General features: G+C 57.5%; 13 protein-coding genes. 7 read left to right on the top strand and 6 right to left on the bottom strand.

The window, feature by feature from the left end; translation table 11 throughout:
• Window positions 1-3 precede the first annotated feature (3 nt).
• The 3 genes from oppB to AAHA39_RS08655 form a co-directional block, all read right to left on the bottom strand.
• Entirely contained in the window at window positions 4-924 is a 921-nt protein-coding gene (gene oppB, locus AAHA39_RS08665) for an oligopeptide ABC transporter permease OppB (RefSeq protein WP_041208574.1), read from the bottom strand.
• A gap of 96 nt (window positions 925-1,020) precedes the next feature.
• Window positions 1,021-2,640, bottom strand: a complete 1,620-nt coding sequence (locus AAHA39_RS08660; protein WP_320656188.1) for an ABC transporter substrate-binding protein — start codon at window positions 2,638-2,640, stop codon at window positions 1,021-1,023.
• 279 nt (window positions 2,641-2,919) lie between these two features.
• Window positions 2,920-3,555: a YchE family NAAT transporter gene (locus AAHA39_RS08655; RefSeq protein WP_033114327.1), complete on the bottom strand. Its 636-nt coding sequence runs from the start codon at window positions 3,553-3,555 to the stop codon at window positions 2,920-2,922.
• Between the two features lie 754 nt (window positions 3,556-4,309).
• On the opposite strand from AAHA39_RS08655, the gene adhE reads away from it, so the two are divergent.
• Window positions 4,310-6,973: a bifunctional acetaldehyde-CoA/alcohol dehydrogenase gene (gene adhE, locus AAHA39_RS08650; protein ID WP_071911112.1), complete on the top strand. Its 2,664-nt coding sequence runs from the start codon at window positions 4,310-4,312 to the stop codon at window positions 6,971-6,973.
• A 452-nt stretch (window positions 6,974-7,425) separates the two neighbouring features.
• Here the strand turns inward: adhE and AAHA39_RS08645 are convergent, their stop codons facing one another.
• From AAHA39_RS08645 to AAHA39_RS08635, 3 genes are all read right to left on the bottom strand, one after another.
• Complete coding sequence (locus AAHA39_RS08645; protein WP_041208577.1) at window positions 7,426-8,166, bottom strand: YebC/PmpR family DNA-binding transcriptional regulator; 741 nt, start codon at window positions 8,164-8,166, stop codon at window positions 7,426-7,428.
• A 101-nt stretch (window positions 8,167-8,267) separates the two neighbouring features.
• Window positions 8,268-10,034, bottom strand: coding sequence for an aspartate--tRNA ligase (gene aspS / locus AAHA39_RS08640; protein WP_320656189.1), 1,767 nt, complete (start codon window positions 10,032-10,034; stop codon window positions 8,268-8,270).
• Between the two features lie 32 nt (window positions 10,035-10,066).
• Window positions 10,067-10,318, bottom strand: coding sequence for an FmdB family zinc ribbon protein (locus AAHA39_RS08635; protein ID WP_005337686.1), 252 nt, complete (start codon window positions 10,316-10,318; stop codon window positions 10,067-10,069).
• Between the two features lie 162 nt (window positions 10,319-10,480).
• On the opposite strand from AAHA39_RS08635, the gene AAHA39_RS08630 reads away from it, so the two are divergent.
• The 6 genes from AAHA39_RS08630 (at window position 10,481) to AAHA39_RS08605 (ending at window position 16,746) form a co-directional block, all read left to right on the top strand.
• Window positions 10,481-11,329, top strand: coding sequence for a DUF72 domain-containing protein (locus tag AAHA39_RS08630; RefSeq protein ID WP_320656190.1), 849 nt, complete (start codon window positions 10,481-10,483; stop codon window positions 11,327-11,329).
• Between the two features lie 344 nt (window positions 11,330-11,673).
• Window positions 11,674-12,420: a carboxy-S-adenosyl-L-methionine synthase CmoA gene (cmoA, locus tag AAHA39_RS08625; RefSeq protein WP_320656191.1), complete on the top strand. Its 747-nt coding sequence runs from the start codon at window positions 11,674-11,676 to the stop codon at window positions 12,418-12,420.
• Window positions 12,417-13,394, top strand: a complete 978-nt coding sequence (gene cmoB, locus AAHA39_RS08620) for a tRNA 5-methoxyuridine(34)/uridine 5-oxyacetic acid(34) synthase CmoB (RefSeq protein ID WP_043849503.1) — start codon at window positions 12,417-12,419, stop codon at window positions 13,392-13,394. Before cmoA ends, cmoB begins: the two co-directional genes overlap by 4 nt.
• A gap of 52 nt (window positions 13,395-13,446) precedes the next feature.
• The gene (locus AAHA39_RS08615) at window positions 13,447-14,235 is read left to right on the top strand and encodes an ATP-dependent zinc protease family protein (protein WP_033114320.1); all 789 of its coding nucleotides are present in this window, start codon (window positions 13,447-13,449) and stop codon (window positions 14,233-14,235) included.
• A 3-nt stretch (window positions 14,236-14,238) separates the two neighbouring features.
• On the top strand, window positions 14,239-15,777 hold the full coding sequence (locus tag AAHA39_RS08610) for an inactive transglutaminase family protein (RefSeq protein WP_320656192.1): 1,539 nt from the start codon (window positions 14,239-14,241) through the stop codon (window positions 15,775-15,777).
• Window positions 15,778-15,780: 3 nt separating this feature from the next.
• Complete coding sequence (locus AAHA39_RS08605; protein WP_033114318.1) at window positions 15,781-16,746, top strand: alpha-L-glutamate ligase-like protein; 966 nt, start codon at window positions 15,781-15,783, stop codon at window positions 16,744-16,746.
• Window positions 16,747-16,766: the final 20 nt, after the last annotated feature.

Here is a 16,766-nt window from a genome sequence, read left to right as displayed (position 1 = left end):
GAATTAGTAACGGATCTTGGGATCGATAAAGGCGTAGAGAATATCGACCACAGCGTTAAAGGTGATGGTGAGGGCGCCGACCAGAATGGTCAGGCCGAGCACCATGGAGTAATCACGGTTAAGGGCACCGTTGACGAACAGCTGACCGATCCCCGGCAGACCGAAGATGGTTTCGATCACCACGGAGCCAGTGATGATGCCGACAAAGGCCGGGCCAAGATAGGAGACCACCGGCAGCATGGCCGGGCGCAGTGCGTGCTTCAGGATGATATGGCGCAGCGGCAGCCCCTTGGCACGGGCGGTACGGATGAAGTTGGAGTTCATGGTCTCGATCATGCTGCCACGCATGATCCGCGAGATGGCGGAGATGTAGTACATCATCATGCCAAAGACCGGCAGCACCATAAACTGCACGCCACCACCCTGCCAGCCACCGGCCGGCAACCAGCCAAGATGGATACTGAAGATAAGCACCAGCAAGGGCGCCAGCACAAAGCCCGGGATCACCACCCCGGCCATGGCCGACGACATCAACAAATAGTCGATGATCGAGTTCTGTTTCAGCGCCGCTATGGTGCCGAAAGTAACCCCCAGCGTTACGGCAAAAATAAAGGCGAAGGTACCGATCTTGGCGGAAACCGGCAGCGCCTGGCTCACCAGATCATTGACGGTAAAGTCCTTGTACTTGAAGGAGGGACCGAGATCGCCCTGCACAAGGTTGCCCAGATAGGTGAGATATTGCATCCCGATCGGCTTGTCGAGGCCATATTTGGCTTCGATGTTGGCCATTACTTCGGGGGGGAGCGAGCGCTCGCTGCTAAAGGGGTTACCCGGGGCGAAACGCATCATGAAGAAGGAGACTGTGATCAAGACCAGCAGAGTCGGGATCGCTTCCAGTAGACGTTTAAAAATGAATTTCAACATAGACAATTCCTGTCCTGTACTGCTTCCAAAGGGTCGCGGTTGTAATAAAGGCCCGCCGTCTGGCGGGCCTGCTTGTTATGCGACTTGTAACGAAAATCAGTGAGCGATGATGTACATGTCTTTGCTGTAGAGGTTATCCAGCGGGTTGGCCGGATAGCCGCCTACATAGGGTTTCACCATACGGGCAGTCACGTATTGGTAGATGGGAGCAATCGGCATGTCCTTGGCCAGGATCTCTTCAGCCTGGACGTAGAGCTTGTTGCGGGCAGCCACATCAACCTGATCGCGAGAGGAGTCCATCAGCTTGTCAAACTCCGGATTGGAGTACTTGCCGTCGTTGTTGCCGTGGGTGGTCTGCATCAGATCCAGCATGGAAGAGGCTTCGTTGTAGTCGGCAATCCAGCCGGCACGACCCACATCAAACTGACCCTGCTTCTTGGTCTCCAGATAGGTTTTCCACTCCTGGTTGACCAGGCTCACCTGAACACCCAGCTTCTTCCACATGGAGGCAACGGCGACCGCTACTTTCTTGTGGTTGTCATCGGTGTTGTAGAGCAGCTCGAACTTCAGCGGCTTGCTGGCATCAAAACCGGCCTCTTTCAGCAGCTCTTTCGCCTTGGTATCGCGCTCGGCCTGGGTCATCTTCGACCATTCCGGAGCCACCGGCTTGAAGCCATCCACAAAATCCGGCACCAGGGTGTAACCCGGAGTCTGACCCTGACCCATCACCTTGTCGGCGATCACGTTACGATCGATGGCATAGGAGAGCGCAGTACGCACACGTACGTCATCAAACGGCTTCTTCTTGAAGTTGTACTGGTAGTAGTAGGTACCAACGTAGCCAGTCACCTTCAGCTCATCCGGCTTCTCTTTCTTCATCTGCTTGAAGCGCTCGATGGGCATCTGGTAAGTCATGTCTACTTCGCCGGCCAGATAGCGGTTCAGATCGGAGTTGGTGGACTGGATCGGCAGGTAAGTCACCTTCTCGATAACAGTCTTGGCGTTGTTCCAGTAGTTGGGGTTGCGCACCACATCAACCCGCTCGTTCACGACCCAATCCTTCAGCTGATAGGCACCGTTGGATACCATGTTGCCGGGCTGGGTCCACTTGTCACCAAACTTCTCGATCACCTTCTTGGGTACCGGGTAGGTGGTGGTGTGGGAGAGCATGCTGACAAAGTAAGGAATGGCTTTCTCAAGCTGCACCTCGAAGGTGTAGTCATCCACCGCTTTCACGCCCAGAGTGTCGGCAGGTTTCTTGCCGGCAATGATCTCGGAGGCGTTGATGATGGTCGGGATCTCCAGATACCAGGAGTAAGGAGAGGCGGTTTTCGGATCGACTGCGCGTTTGAAGGCAAATTCGAAGTCGTGGGCAGTGACCGGATCACCGTTGGACCACTTGGCATCTTTACGCAGATGGAAGATGTAGTGTTTGTTGTCCTTGGTTTCCCAGGATTCGGCTACCGCAGGCAGGATCTCGCCTTTGGGACCGGAGGCAACGAGACCTTCAAACAGGTCGCGCAGGATATTGGATTCGACCGTTCCTTCGGTCTTGTGCGGGTCAAGGGTCGCGGGCTCGGAGCCGTTGCCTTTTACCAGCTGCTGAACATCAGCCAGCTTGGTTCCCGCCGGGACATCGGCAGCTTGTGCCATATTGATGCCACCAAACAGTGCAGCCATCAGCAATGTGTTAATAATTGTTTTTTTATGAGTCATTTCCATACTCCAACAAGAACATTCCATGCGTTCATTTAAGTGGCGGGCATTGACCCCGCTCCCAGCATAATTCCCTGCCAATTCCGATATTGCAATAGATATTGTCAGGACAATCATTACTTTCCGGTCAAAAAACCAGCTGCCAGCCTGTTTTTCAGAATGAAAATGCCAACGACATGTTCATTTTTTAAACAAGCGTCCGATTCTAAAAAACGGTGACCAAAAAGCAACCAATAAAAAGCCGGTCACGAGGACCGGCTTTCATAAAACAGACCTGGCTCACATCAGGCTGGGGAAGACACCCTTGATACCCGCCACCATGATCTCGATACCGAGCGACATCATGATAAGACCCATAATACGGGTCACCACGTTGATACCGGTATTACCCATGATTTTGAACAGCAGCGGGGCGGCGCGGAAGATTAGCCAGGAGCAGAAGGAGAAGACCACGACAACAACCGACATGCCGAGCAGCTGCTGCCAGTGGCTCTGGCTGGCATAGACGATGACCGAGGAGATGGCGCCCGGACCTGCCATCAATGGCAGTGCCAGCGGTACCACGGCGATCGATTCCCGCACCGCCAGTTCGCCCTTCTCCTGTTTGTTGTGCTTCACCTCGCCCAGCTTACCCTGCAGCATCGACCAGGCGATCAGGGTAATCAGCGAGCCACCGGCAATACGGAACGATGCCAGCGAGATGCCGAAACCGTCGAGGATCAGCTGCCCCATATACATGGAGACCAGCAGGATGATCATCACCGCGATATTGGCGGTGGTGTTGGTCTTCATCCGTTCAGCCTGGGTGTAGTGGCTGGTCAGGCTGACAAAAACCGGCAGCAGACCCAGGGGGTTGATGATTGCGAACAAACCGACAAAAAACTTCAGATACAAAGAGACGTCAATTGCTGCCATAGGCGCCTTCCAAACGTGTGCAGGGCCCATCGGGCCAGTCCATTAATTTCGCGCGTAAATTTACATCATCCCCAGAGCGGGCACCAATCAAATAATCTCACCATTTACAGGGTTTTTTAGTTAGTTTCGCTAATGCATGGTCGCAACGTGGCATAAACCTGTGCCAACTTGCGCAAAAGGGCTCGATTGCCACCCAATACTTGTCTATATGCCCATATCCTGGCTTATCGTCTTTGCTGCGATGGCAAAGATGGCATAGAACGGCCAGCAGCCACGCCCCAAAGATCGCTGTCACCGCCATCAATTGGATTAGTCATGGATTAAAACAACATGCAATTTCGTAACAAATGGGATTTTAGGAGAGGTTGAATGGTGACTTCGTAACCACAACATTCATGTTTTATAACCTGAAGCGCCGGCTTCACCTCCTGCAAGCTGGCTAAAGCTTATTTAACCATTTGATACAAAGCGATTATTACCGTCTATTTACAATCCTCTTTGCTTCCTTCAGGATGCACATTCCGATAACATCCATCAAACATGGATCATGAAATAAAATTTCTTTTGTTCTTTTGTTACACATGATCTAGATCAAGTTTTTCTGAGTCAGCCCCGCTCTATAATCGACTCAGAAAGCGATTTAGTAAGGCATGTGAAAAAGCTGTTGCAACGATACCGCCTTGACAGGGCGACTATAATTGCCGGGCATTGCCAACGTCTTACTAAACAGTTTTCAAATAATCAGGAGATAAACATGGCAGTAACCAATTTGGCTGAACTGGATGCACTGGTCGCCCGCGTTAAGGAAGCACAGCGTGAATTCGCCAGCTTCTCTCAAGAGCAGGTAGACAAGATCTTCCGTGCCGCCGCCCTGGCCGCCAACAACGCCCGTATCCCCCTGGCCCAGATGGCCGTGGAAGAATCCGGTATGGGTATCATCGAAGACAAGGTTATCAAGAACCACTTCGCCTCCGAATACATCTACAACAAGTACAAAGAAGAGAAGACCTGCGGCATTCTGAGCGAAGACACTCAGATGGGCACCATCACCATCGCCGAGCCGGTAGGTATCATCTGTGGTATCGTTCCGACCACCAACCCGACTTCTACTGCGATCTTCAAATCCATGATCGCGCTCAAGACCCGCAACGCCATCATCTTCTCCCCGCACCCCCGTGCCAAGAACTCCACCAATACCGCAGCCAAGCTGGTACTGGATGCAGCTGTTGCCGCCGGTGCACCGAAAGACATCATCGGCTGGATCGACCAACCGTCCGTTGAGCTCTCCAACGCCCTGATGAAACACGACGACATCAACCTGATCCTGGCCACCGGTGGCCCGGGCATGGTGAAAGCAGCCTACTCTTCCGGTAAGCCTGCTATCGGTGTAGGTGCCGGTAACGTGCCTATCGTTATCGACGAAACCGCCGACGTGAAGCGTGCCGTTGCCTCCATCCTGATGTCCAAGACTTTCGATAACGGCGTGGTCTGTGCTTCCGAGCAGGCAGTCATCGTTGTTGATGCCATCTACGACCAGGTTAAAGAGCGCTTTGCATCTCACAAGGGCCACGTGCTCTCCAAAGAAGATGCTGACAAGGTCCGTAAAGTCATCCTGATCAACGGTGCCCTGAACGCCAACATCGTTGGCCAGCCGGCGACCAAGATTGCCGAGATGGCAGGCGTGACTGTACCGGCTGATACCAAGATCCTGATCGGTGAAGGCGTCAAGCTGTGTGCTGAAGACGAATTTGCTCACGAGAAATTGTCCCCGCTGCTCGGTATGTTCCGTGCAAGCAGCTTCGAAAACGCCGTTGATATGGCCTGTGACATGGTCAACATCGGTGGTATCGGCCACACCTCAGGTCTGTACACCGACCAGGATCGCAACGCTGACCGCATCAAGTACTTCGGCGACAAGATGAAGACCGCGCGTATCCTGATCAACACTCCGTCTACTCAAGGCGGTATCGGTGACCTGTACAACTTCGCAATGGCACCGTCCCTGACCCTGGGTTGCGGCTCCTGGAGTGGTAACTCCATCTCCGAAAACGTGGGTCCGAAGCACCTGATCAACAAGAAGACAGTCGCAAAACGGGCAGAAAACATGCTGTGGCACAAACTTCCGAAATCCATCTACTTCCGTCGTGGTTCCCTGCCGATCGCTCTGAGCGACCTGGAAGGTAAAAAGCGTGCCATGGTCGTGACCGACCGCTTCCTGTTCAACAACGGCTACGCCGATGAGCTGGTCAGCCTGCTGAAAGCACAGAATATGGAAGTGGAAGTGTTCTACGAAGTAGAAGCTGACCCGACCCTGGCTGTGGTTCGCAAGGGTGCCGAGATGGCCAACTCCTTCAAACCGGACGTAATCCTGGCGCTGGGCGGTGGTTCACCGATGGATGCTGCCAAGATCATGTGGGTGATGTACGAGCACCCGAACACTGCGTTCGAAGATCTGGCCATGCGCTTCATGGACATCCGCAAGCGTATCTACAAGTTCCCGAAAATGGGCGTGAAGGCCGAACTGGTCTGTATCACCACCACTTCCGGTACCGGCTCTGAAGTCACTCCGTTTGCAGTAGTAACCGATGAAGTGTCTGGTCAGAAGTATCCGCTGGCTGACTACGAGCTGACCCCGAACATGGCCATCGTTGATGCCAACCTGGTCATGGGTATGCCGAAGTCCCTGTGTGCCTTCGGTGGTATCGATGCCGTGACTCACGCCATGGAAGCCTATGTTTCCGTACTGGCCAACGAGTACTCCGACGGTCAGGCGCTGCAAGCCCTGAAAATGCTGAAAGAGTACCTGCCGTCCAGCTACCTGAACGGTGCCAACGACCCGATTGCTCGTGAGAAGGTGCACAATGCTGCCACCATCGCCGGTATCGCGTTCGCCAACGCCTTCCTGGGTGTGTGCCACTCTATGGCTCACAAACTGGGTGCCGAGTTCCACATTCCGCACGGTCTGGCCAACGCCCTGCTGATCAGCAACGTCATCCGCTACAACGCGAACGACAACCCGACCAAGCAGACTGCGTTCTCCCAGTACGACCGTCCGCAGGCTCGTCGTCGTTACGCCGAAGTTGCTGACCACCTGGGTCTGACTGCTGCCGGTGACCGCACCGCAGCCAAGATCGAGAAGCTGCTGACTTGGCTGGACGAGCTGAAGGCTACCCTGGGTATCCCGGCCTCCATCCGCGAAGCTGGCGTTGCCGAGGCTGACTTCCTGGCCAAGGTTGACCAGCTGTCCATCGAAGCCTTCGATGACCAGTGCACCGGCGCCAACCCGCGCTACCCGCTGATCAGCGAGCTGAAGCAGGTTCTGCTGGACTCCTACTACGGCCGTCCCTTCACCGAAGCCGCTCCGGTAGCTGCTGCCCCGGTTGAAGCCAAAGCCGAAGGCAAGAAGAAGTCCAAGTAATCTCGCCTGAGTAGAAATAGAAAGCCCGCGCACTGCGCGGGCTTTTTTTATATGTGCCACCCTGCACTCCCCCACTCTCCTCGCTCCCCGACCTGACAACCCGTTACCCCTCTCATCTAGCAGGTCATCCATACCACAGGCTTCCCTGGTTCAGGATTGGGCTGCCGGCACAAAATGCGCGAACAATCCCTACCGCTCTTCTCCATCAGGTAAACAACACTGGTCCAGCCGAAGGTATCTGCAAGCCACGGATATAAGTGGCTGAATGGAAATCGGGATAGGAAAGGGGAAATTCGGAGAACCTGCCGGAGGGTGATGGCCGGGCGTGGGGATGAATGCTGGCCACAAGCTGTTTCACTGATGAAACAAATAAGGCGACATCTATTTCACCTTTGCGACAATAAAAAAATGGCAGCCATCTGGCTGCCATTTGCAAGAAGTGCGGGGAGCGATTACAGGGTCGCGGCCACTTCGTCGGAGATGGAGCCGTTGTGGTACACCTCCTGCACGTCGTCCAGATCTTCCAGCATGTCGATGAGGCGCATCAGCTTGGGCGCGGTCTCGGCATCCAGCTCCGCTTCGGTGGAGGGGATCATGGTCACTTCGGCGCTCTGGGCCTTGAAGCCGGCAGCTTCCAGACCGTCCAGCACAGTACCGAAGTCGTTCGGGGTGGTGTACACCTCGATGGTGCCATCCTCTTCGGTCACCACGTCATCGGCACCCGCTTCCAGAGCAGCTTCCATCAGGGCATCTTCATCGACTCCCACGAAGGTCAGTACGCCCTTCTTGGTGAACAGGTAAGCTACGGAGCCGTCGGTACCCAGGTTGCCACCGCACTTGCTGAAGGCGTGACGCACTTCGGCTACGGTACGGTTGCGGTTGTCAGTCAGACACTCAACCATGACGGCAGAGCCGGCCGGGCCGTAACCTTCGTATACGATGGTCTCGAGCTGCTCGCCATCGCCACCACCGGCGCCACGCTGAATGGCACGGTTGATGGTGTCGCGGGTCATGTTGTTGGTCAGGGCGGCAGTCACCGCAGCACGCAGACGCGGGTTGTTGGCCGGATCGGCATCACCCAGACGCGCGGAGGTAGTGATTTCGCGGATCAGCTTGGTGAAGATCTTGCCACGCTTGGCATCCTGAGCGGCCTTGCGGTGTTTGATGTTGGCCCATTTACTGTGACCTGCCATAGAGACTCTCCGTTATATTTTTGAAATTTCAGTAACACACGTCATTGCTAACGCAAGGGGAACAGGGAGGCCGCTACGCGACCTCCGGTGCCCGGAAGGGCTTACTCATCACCCTTGACGGTGGTTGCAATCGCCAGCTCGCCCAGTTGGGCGGCGTTGGCAAGGCTGGGGGCGTCGGTCATCAGACAGGCGGCCGCAGTGGTTTTCGGGAAGGCAATGACGTCCCGAATGTTTTCAGTGCCGGTCAGCAGCATGCTGAGACGGTCCAGACCGAAGGCCAGACCGGCGTGCGGCGGGGTACCGTACTTCAGGGCATCCAGCAGGAAGCCGAACTTCAGGCGCTGCTCGGCCGGGGTGATACCCAGGATATCGAACACGGTGGCCTGCATCTCGCTGTTGTGGATACGGACAGAGCCGCCGCCCACTTCGTAACCGTTGATCACCATGTCGTAGGCGTTGGCGTAAGCACCCACCGGATTGGCTTTCAGCTCGGCCGGGCTCATGTTGCTCGGCGCGGTGAACGGGTGGTGCATGGCAGCCAGACCGCCTTCGCCATCTTCCTCGAACATTGGGAAGTCGATAACCCACAGCGGCTTCCAGCTGTTTTCCAGCAGACCCAGATCACGGCCCACTTTCAGACGCAGGGCGCCCATGGCATCGCAAACCACTTTCTTGGAGTCGGCACCGAAGAAGATGATGTCGCCGTCGGCCGCGCCGGTACGGGTCAGGATCTCGCGCACGATGGCGTCGGAGAGGAACTTGGCAACCGGAGACTGCACGCCTTCGATACCATTGGCCGCTTCGTTGACCTTCATCCAGGCCAGGCCCTTGGCACCGTAGATGCCGACAAACTTGGTGTACTCGTCGATCTGCTTGCGAGAGAGCTCGGCGCCGCCCTGCACTTTCAGGGCAGCCACGCGGCCTTTCGGATCGTTGGCGGGGCCTGCGAACACGGCGAACTCGACGGCGGTCAGCAGATCGGCCACATCGACCAGCTCCATCGGCAGACGCAGGTCCGGCTTGTCGGAGCCGTAGCGACGCATGGCTTCGTCGAAGGTCATGATCGGGAAGTCGCCCAGATCCACGTTCAGGATGTGCAGCCACAGTTTGCGGATCATCTCTTCCATCACTTCACGCACCTGCGGTGCGGTCATGAAGGAGGTCTCCACGTCGATCTGGGTGAATTCCGGCTGGCGGTCGGCACGCAGGTCTTCATCACGGAAGCACTTGACGATCTGGTAGTAACGGTCGAAGCCGGACATCATCAGCAACTGCTTGAACAGCTGGGGAGATTGCGGCAGAGCGTAGAACTTGCCCTTGTGCACGCGGCTCGGCACCAGATAGTCACGGGCACCTTCCGGGGTCGCCTTGGTCAGCATCGGGGTCTCGATATCGAGGAAGCCGTGCTCGTCCATGAAGCGGCGCACAAAGGCACTGGCCTTGGCACGGGTCTTCAGGTACTTGGCCATCTCGGGGCGACGCAGATCCAGGTAGCGATACTTGAGGCTGATCTCTTCGCTGTTGACCTGGTTGAAGTCCAGCGGCAGCGGCTCGGCACGGTTGATGATGTTGAGCTCATGAGCGAACACTTCGATGGCACCGGTGGCCATGTCGCTGTTGCGCTGGGACTCGGGACGGGTGCGCACTACACCTGTCACCTGGATGCAGAACTCGCCGCGCAGCTCGGAGGCCAGGGCGAACGCTTCCGGTTTGTCCGGATCGAAGAACACCTGCACGATCCCTTCACGATCGCGCATGTCGATAAAGATCAGACCGCCGAGATCACGACGACGATGGACCCAACCGCACAATGTAATGGTCTGCCCGGCATGGGCCTCATTGACCTGTCCGCAATAGATAGAGCGCATGGACTTCTTCCTTCGAAATTGTAGAGAGACGGTTAACCTTGGGCCGCCGGGCACGACTGGCAAGCACCGTCTGTCTCACAGCTGGCCAGATTCTTTTTCTTACCCGGTTTGAAATCAGTCTCGTACCATCCGGTTCCCTTGAGCCGGAAGCCTGCCGCCGATATCAGCTTGACCAGATTCGGCTTGCTACAGGCCGGACAGTCGGTCAGGGGGGCATCGGAAAGCTTTTGCAGTTTTGCCAATTCATGGCCACAGACGTCGCAACGATATTCGTAGATAGGCATGGGTCACAAGAAATTGAAAAACAAAAGGGCTGGCATTATAGAGGAAAACCCCCTTTTGGGTAAAATGGCCAGCAGCCTCCTTTCACCAGTTTTTTGCTCTGGATGGCAAAAAGTGGCAAAAAAAGGGGCCCGAATTCACCAAGAGCAGAGAGAGACGTCGCCATGAGCCTCTATTTGGGCCTGCCGCAGTGGTCCCACCCCGCCTGGCCAGGCCAGCTGCTGGGTCTGGGCGCCAAGCCCGCCGAGCACCTCGCCCACTACGCGACTGTCTTCAACTCGGTGGAGGGCAACACCACTTTCTACGCCCTGCCGACCCCCGATACGGTGCAGCGCTGGGCCGATGCGGTGCCCGATCACTTTCGCTTCAACTTCAAGTTTCCACAAACCATCAGCCACCAGAGCGATCTGGTGAGCGCAGACAAACAGGTTGCCGACTTTATCCACCTGCTTGCGCCGCTACACGACAAGCTGGGGCTGCTCACCCTGCAACTGCCTGCCCGCTTCGGCCCGGAAGGGCTGCCCCGGCTTGCGGCCTTTATCGAACGGCTGCCGCCGGCGTTTTGCTACGCCCTCGAGGTGCGCCATCCCGACTTCTTCGCCAAGGGGGAGGCCGAACGGGCATTGAACCGGCTGCTGATGGAACAAGGGGTCAACCGGGTGATGCTCGACAGTCGCCCGCTCTTCTCGGTACCCGCCACGACAGCCGCTCTGATTGATGCCCAGGGCAAAAAGCCGCGCCTGCCGGTGCATCTGCTTGCCACCGCCAGCGCCCCCATGGTGCGCCTGATTGGCCTGCCGCATCCGGCGGCCAACCACCCCTTTTTACCGAGCTGGATACCCCATTGGCGCCAATGGCTGGCCGAGAGGAAGGATCTTTACCTCTACATCCACACCGCCGACAACGCCCAAGCCCCCGAACTGGCCCGTCAGGTAAGCCGCCTGCTGGGGCAAGAGATGGCTCCCTGGTCGGGGGAAAACGATCGCGCGCGGCAGGGAGTGCTGCCCTTTTAACCAGTGACACAAGCAACCCTCGCAGAGCCCCGAAAACGCAGTAAAAAAAGGGCGATTTTTGTGGTTTGGCGGGGCCCGGCGTCAAGACAAATGGCCGTCAATCCTCTACACTAGCGCCCCATGCAAGGAGCCCTGTCACCGTTACTGTTAATCAGTGGTAACAAATGACTCGGCTCCCGATAAGGGTCCGGAGATGACCCCTACGAACAGGACCGGTCACCAGGAGCTCATGACCGGCCACCCCGTTCGTAAACAGGTGATGAGCCACCCCCAGACGGGTGCCACCCAACGATTCAATTGAACAAAGCAGTCGGCCGATATGCCGGCTGTCAGGTTGCGCCAGCATGCATACCAAAGATCAAATATTTGCCGCCCCCATCGCCCGTTTGGGTGATTTCTGCTTTGACGAACAGGTCGTCGATGTCTTTCCCGACATGATCCAGCGCTCGGTGCCGGGTTACAGCAACATCATCTCTGCCATCGGCATGATGGCCGCCCGCTACGCCCAACCCGAGAGCCGACTCTATGACCTCGGCTGTTCGCTGGGCGCCGCCACTCAGGCGATGCGCCGCCATATCAGCCAGCCCGGTTGCCGCATCACGGCGGTGGATCTCTCCCACCACATGATCGAGCGCGCCCGTGCCCACCTCTCCGGTTTCAAATCCGAGGTGCCGGTGGAGCTGGTGGAGGCCGATATCTGCGACATCGAGATTGAGAACGCCTCGGTGGTGGTGCTCAACTTCACCCTGCAGTTTGTTGAGCCCGAGAAGCGGGCTGCCCTGATCCAGCGCATTCATGACGGTTTGCGCCCGGGCGGGATCCTGATCCTGAGCGAGAAGTTCCGTTTCGAGGATGAGCCGGTCAACGAGCTGCTCATCGATCTGCACCTCGACTTCAAGCGCGCCAACGGTTATAGCGAGCTGGAGATCAGCCAGAAGCGCACAGCCCTTGAGAACGTGATGCGCACCGACAGCTTGCCGGTGCATCAGGCGCGCCTGCGCGACGCCGGTTTCGTTCATCAGGATCTCTGGTTCCAGTGCTTCAACTTCGGCTCCATGATTGCCATCAAATCCAGCGACGCCCAGCCATGATCGACTTTGCCAACTTCTATCAACTGATCGCCAAGAACCGGCTGAGCCACTGGCTGCATACCCTGCCCGCCCAGCTGCACGCCTGGCAACACGATAACCAGCACGGCGATCTGCCGCGCTGGAACCGCGCCCTCAACAAGCTGCCGGCCGTCGCCCCCGACCATGTCGAGCTGAAAAGCCGGGTCGAAATCGGCTCGGCCGAGAGCCTGGGCGAAGGGGAGCGCAAGAAGGTGGAGAGCCTGCTGCGCCACTTCATGCCCTGGCGCAAGGGGCCGTTCACCGTGCACGGTATCCACATCGACACCGAGTGGCGCTCCGACTGGAAGTGGGATCGGGTATTGCCCCATATCAGCCCGCTCGAAGGCCGCTACGTGCTGGATGTGGGTTGCGGCAGCGGCTATCACCTCTGGCGCATGGTGGGTGAAGGGGCCAAGCTCGCGGTCGGCATCGATCCGAGCCCGCTGTTCCTCTGCCAGTTCGAGGCGATTCGCCACTTCGCCGGCAACGACCAGCGCGCCCACCTGCTGCCGCTCGGGATTCAGGAGCTGCCTGAGCTGCGGGCGTTTGACACCGTCTTCTCCATGGGGGTGCTCTATCACCGCAAATCCCCCATCGAGCACATCGAGCAGCTGCGCAACCAGCTCAAGGATGATGGCGAGCTGGTGCTGGAGACGCTGGTAATTGACGGCGGTGTCAATGATGTGCTGATGCCCACCGACCGCTACGGCAAGATGCGCAACGTCTGGTTTATTCCATCCAGCGCCGCCCTCAAGCTGTGGGTCGAGCGCTGTGGCTTCACCGACGTGCGGATTGTCGATGAAAATATGACCAGCACGGACGAACAGCGTCGTACCGACTGGATGATTAATGAATCCCTGAGTGATTATCTGGACCCAGACAATCCGGCACTCACGGTAGAAGGACATCCGGCACCGAAACGTGCCGTACTGATTGCCAGAAAGGCCAAAGACTAGCCGATGGCGGCTGTGGAAGTTACACTGACCCAATTCCAGGAAGCACAGTTAAATGAATGACATGAAAAGCAAATTAAAAGGAATGACCCTGCTCTCCCTGCTCAGTCTCGGCGGGTGTGTCAATATGGAAAAAGCGCCCCAGGTTCCTGCACTGACACTGGCCGAGTTGCGTAGCGAGCTGAGCCAGAGCGAGCAGCGCCTGCAAACATCCATGGAGCAGCAACAGAAGCAGTATGTGCAGCAACAGCACCTGCTGGTTCAGCTCAATACAGATGTCACCAATATGAAAGAGTCCGTCAAACAAGTAGATCACAAGATCGCCGCCCTCCCCTCCGAGCCGCCCAAGCCGATGGCTGTACCAGCCGAGAAGTGCCCGGTGCCCAATCAGGGTCACACCATTGATGGCAAGCTGATGGTGGGTGAAGCGGAGTGGATCTGGGTGGATGCCGCCAATGACGCCTTCCAGGCCCGGGTCGATACCGGTGCGACCACCTCCTCCATCAGCGCTCAGGAGATCACCATTTTCGAGCGCAACGGCAAAAACTGGGTTCGCTTCCTGCTGAGCCATCAAGATGCCGACGACAAGATCCAGATCGAAGCCCCGCTGGTACGCCACGTGCGGGTACGTCAGGCCTCTGCCGACGATCTCGACCGCCGTCCCGTGGTACGTCTGACAGTGCGCATCGGCGACATGACCGAGAAGGCCGAATTTACCCTGAAAGATCGTAGCGACATGGCCTTCCCCGTGCTGCTGGGTCGTGAATTCCTGAAAGATATCGCTGTGGTCGATGTGGCCCGCGAATATATCCAACCCAAACCCAAGCTCAAGGATGTGAAATAATCCATGGTTTCCCGTAAGCCGTTCTATTTGCTGGTAGCCCTGCTGTACATTGTCGGCCTGGGGATGACGATCTATCACCACATCGCGTTGGACGTTCCGCTCACGCCCGGTGAAAAGCGCCAGATCTGGTCTATCGAAGCCAAGCTGGAGTTTGAAGCCACCGGTGAGCCGGTGATCGCCTCCCTGGCCATTCCGGGTACCCAGCCCGGCTTTACCCTGATGAACGAAAACGCCGCCAGCCCCGGCTACGGCCTCTCCTTCGTCGAGAAGGATGGCGATGCGCGCGCCGAGTGGTCGATCCGCACCGCCTCCGGCCGTCAGGAGCTCTACTACCGCGTCGACATGATGGCGGATGCCCACGCCAAGCCGGCTGCCAACCCGCAGCCGCCCGCCATCGAGAAGCAGATCGAGAGCGAGCCCTACGCCACCGCCATGAAGCAGATCCTGGAGCGCGCCCAGGAGCGCTCTGCCGACGGCTACACCCTGACTCGCGAGATCATCAAGGAGATCGAGAAGCAGGAGCAGAACGCCGAGCTGCTGAAAAAGCACAAGAGCCGCGCCAACCTGATCGCCGAGCTGCTCAACAATGCTAATGTACCGGCCCGCGTCGTCCACGCCCTGAGCCTGGAAGATGGTCGTCGTCGTCAGGAGCTGGTCGATTACCTGCAGGTGTTCAACAGCCCGACCGACTACAAGCTGTTCAACCCGCAGACCGGCGAACAGGGCCGTCCTGGCAACCTGCTGCTGTGGGAGTACAACTCCGGCTCACTGCTGGATGTGACTGGCGGCCACAACTCCAAGGTAAGCTTCTCGATGATCGAGCAGGAGCAACCGGTGAGCGTGGCGCTGGCCCAGAAGTTTGAAAAGTCAGAGATGATGAACTTCTCCATCCACAGCCTGCCGCTGGAAGAGCAGACCCTGTTCAAGGGCTTGCTGCTGATCCCCATCGGCGTGCTGATGGTAGTGTTCCTGCGGGTTATCGTCGGGATCAAGACCTCCGGTACCTTTATGCCGGTGCTGATCGCGGTCGCCTTTATCCAGACCCAGTTGATCACCGGTCTGGTGGGCTTCCTGCTTATCGTCGGCACCGGTCTGGTGATCCGCTCCTACCTGTCGCGACTCAACCTGCTGCTGGTCGCGCGGATATCGGCCATCATCATCATGGTTATCTCGTTGATCGGGGTCTTCTCGGCGTTCGCCTTCAAGTTGGGGCTGACCGACGGCATGAAGATCACCTTCTTCCCGATGATCATCCTCTCCTGGACCATCGAACGGATGTCCATCCTGTGGGAAGAAGAGGGCCCGAAAGAGGTATTCCGCCAGGGTGGCGGCTCCCTGCTGGTGGCTGTCATCGCCTATCTGGCCATGGATAACGAGCTCATTCGTCACCTCACCTTCAACTTCCTCGGCCTGCAGCTGGTGCTGATGGCGACCGTGCTGTTGATGGGTAACTACACCGGCTACAAGCTGAGCGAACTCAAGCGCTTCAAGCCGCTGGTAGACGAGATGCGTTCCGGTGCCACCCCGGGTAAGGACAAGTAACAGATGTGGTTCTGGGAAAAGTACACCACCCCGTGGAGCCTGTCGCAGGCAGGCATCCTCGGCATGAACAAGCGCAACCACTCCTACATCAGCCGCTACAATCCGCGCAGCCTCTATCCGCTGGTGGATGACAAGCTGCAGACCAAGCGTATCGCGCTGGATGCGGGCGTAACGGTGCCGGAACTGATCGGCACCATCCGCGCCCAGCACGATGTGGGTCGCATCACCGAGCTGGTCAAGGATTGGCCGGGCTTCTGCATCAAGCCGGCGCGCGGCTCCGGCGGCAAGGGGATCCTGGTGATCCTGCGTCAGGAAGATGGCCTCTTCTACAAGCCCAACGGCAGTGCCAGTAACGGTCAGGATCTGGAGCGCCATGTCTCAAACATTCTGGCGGGGCTCTATTCGCTCGGCGGCAAGCCCGACGTGGCGCTGGTCGAAGGCCTCATCAACTTCGATGACGTGTTCGACGGCTACTCGTTTGAAGGGGTGCCCGATGCCCGGGTGATCATCTTCAAGGGTTTCCCGGTGATGGCGATGATGCGCCTCTCCACCTCGGCTTCCGATGGCAAGGCAAACCTGCACCAGGGGGCTGTCGGTGTGGGTCTCTGCCTGCGTACCGGCCGTGCCCTGCGGGCGGTGCAGTTTGGCAATCCGCTGCGCCACCATCCGGATACCGGCCTCGACCTTTATGAGCTCAAGGTGCCCCACTGGGATACCCTGCTGACGCTGGCCGCCTCCTGCTACGAGATGTCGGGTCTGGGCTATATCGGTACCGACATGGTGCTCGACAAGTTCCGCGGCCCCATGCTGCTGGAGCTCAACGCCCGCCCGGGTCTGGCCATTCAAATCGCCAACGGCCGTGGTCTGGTGCCCAACCTCAAGACTATCGAGAAGCTGGGTCAGGTGAAGATGAACGTGGAGCAGCGGGTCAACTTCGCCAAGGAGCACTTCGGCGTCTTTGACGAATAGCCGCTGATACCCGCAAAAAA

The sequence above is a fragment of the Aeromonas sp. SE22 genome (genome assembly GCF_038739755.1).
GTDB classification, from domain to species: Bacteria; Pseudomonadota; Gammaproteobacteria; order Enterobacterales; family Aeromonadaceae; genus Aeromonas; species Aeromonas jandaei.
This window is presented reverse-complemented; position numbering and strand designations above follow the sequence as displayed.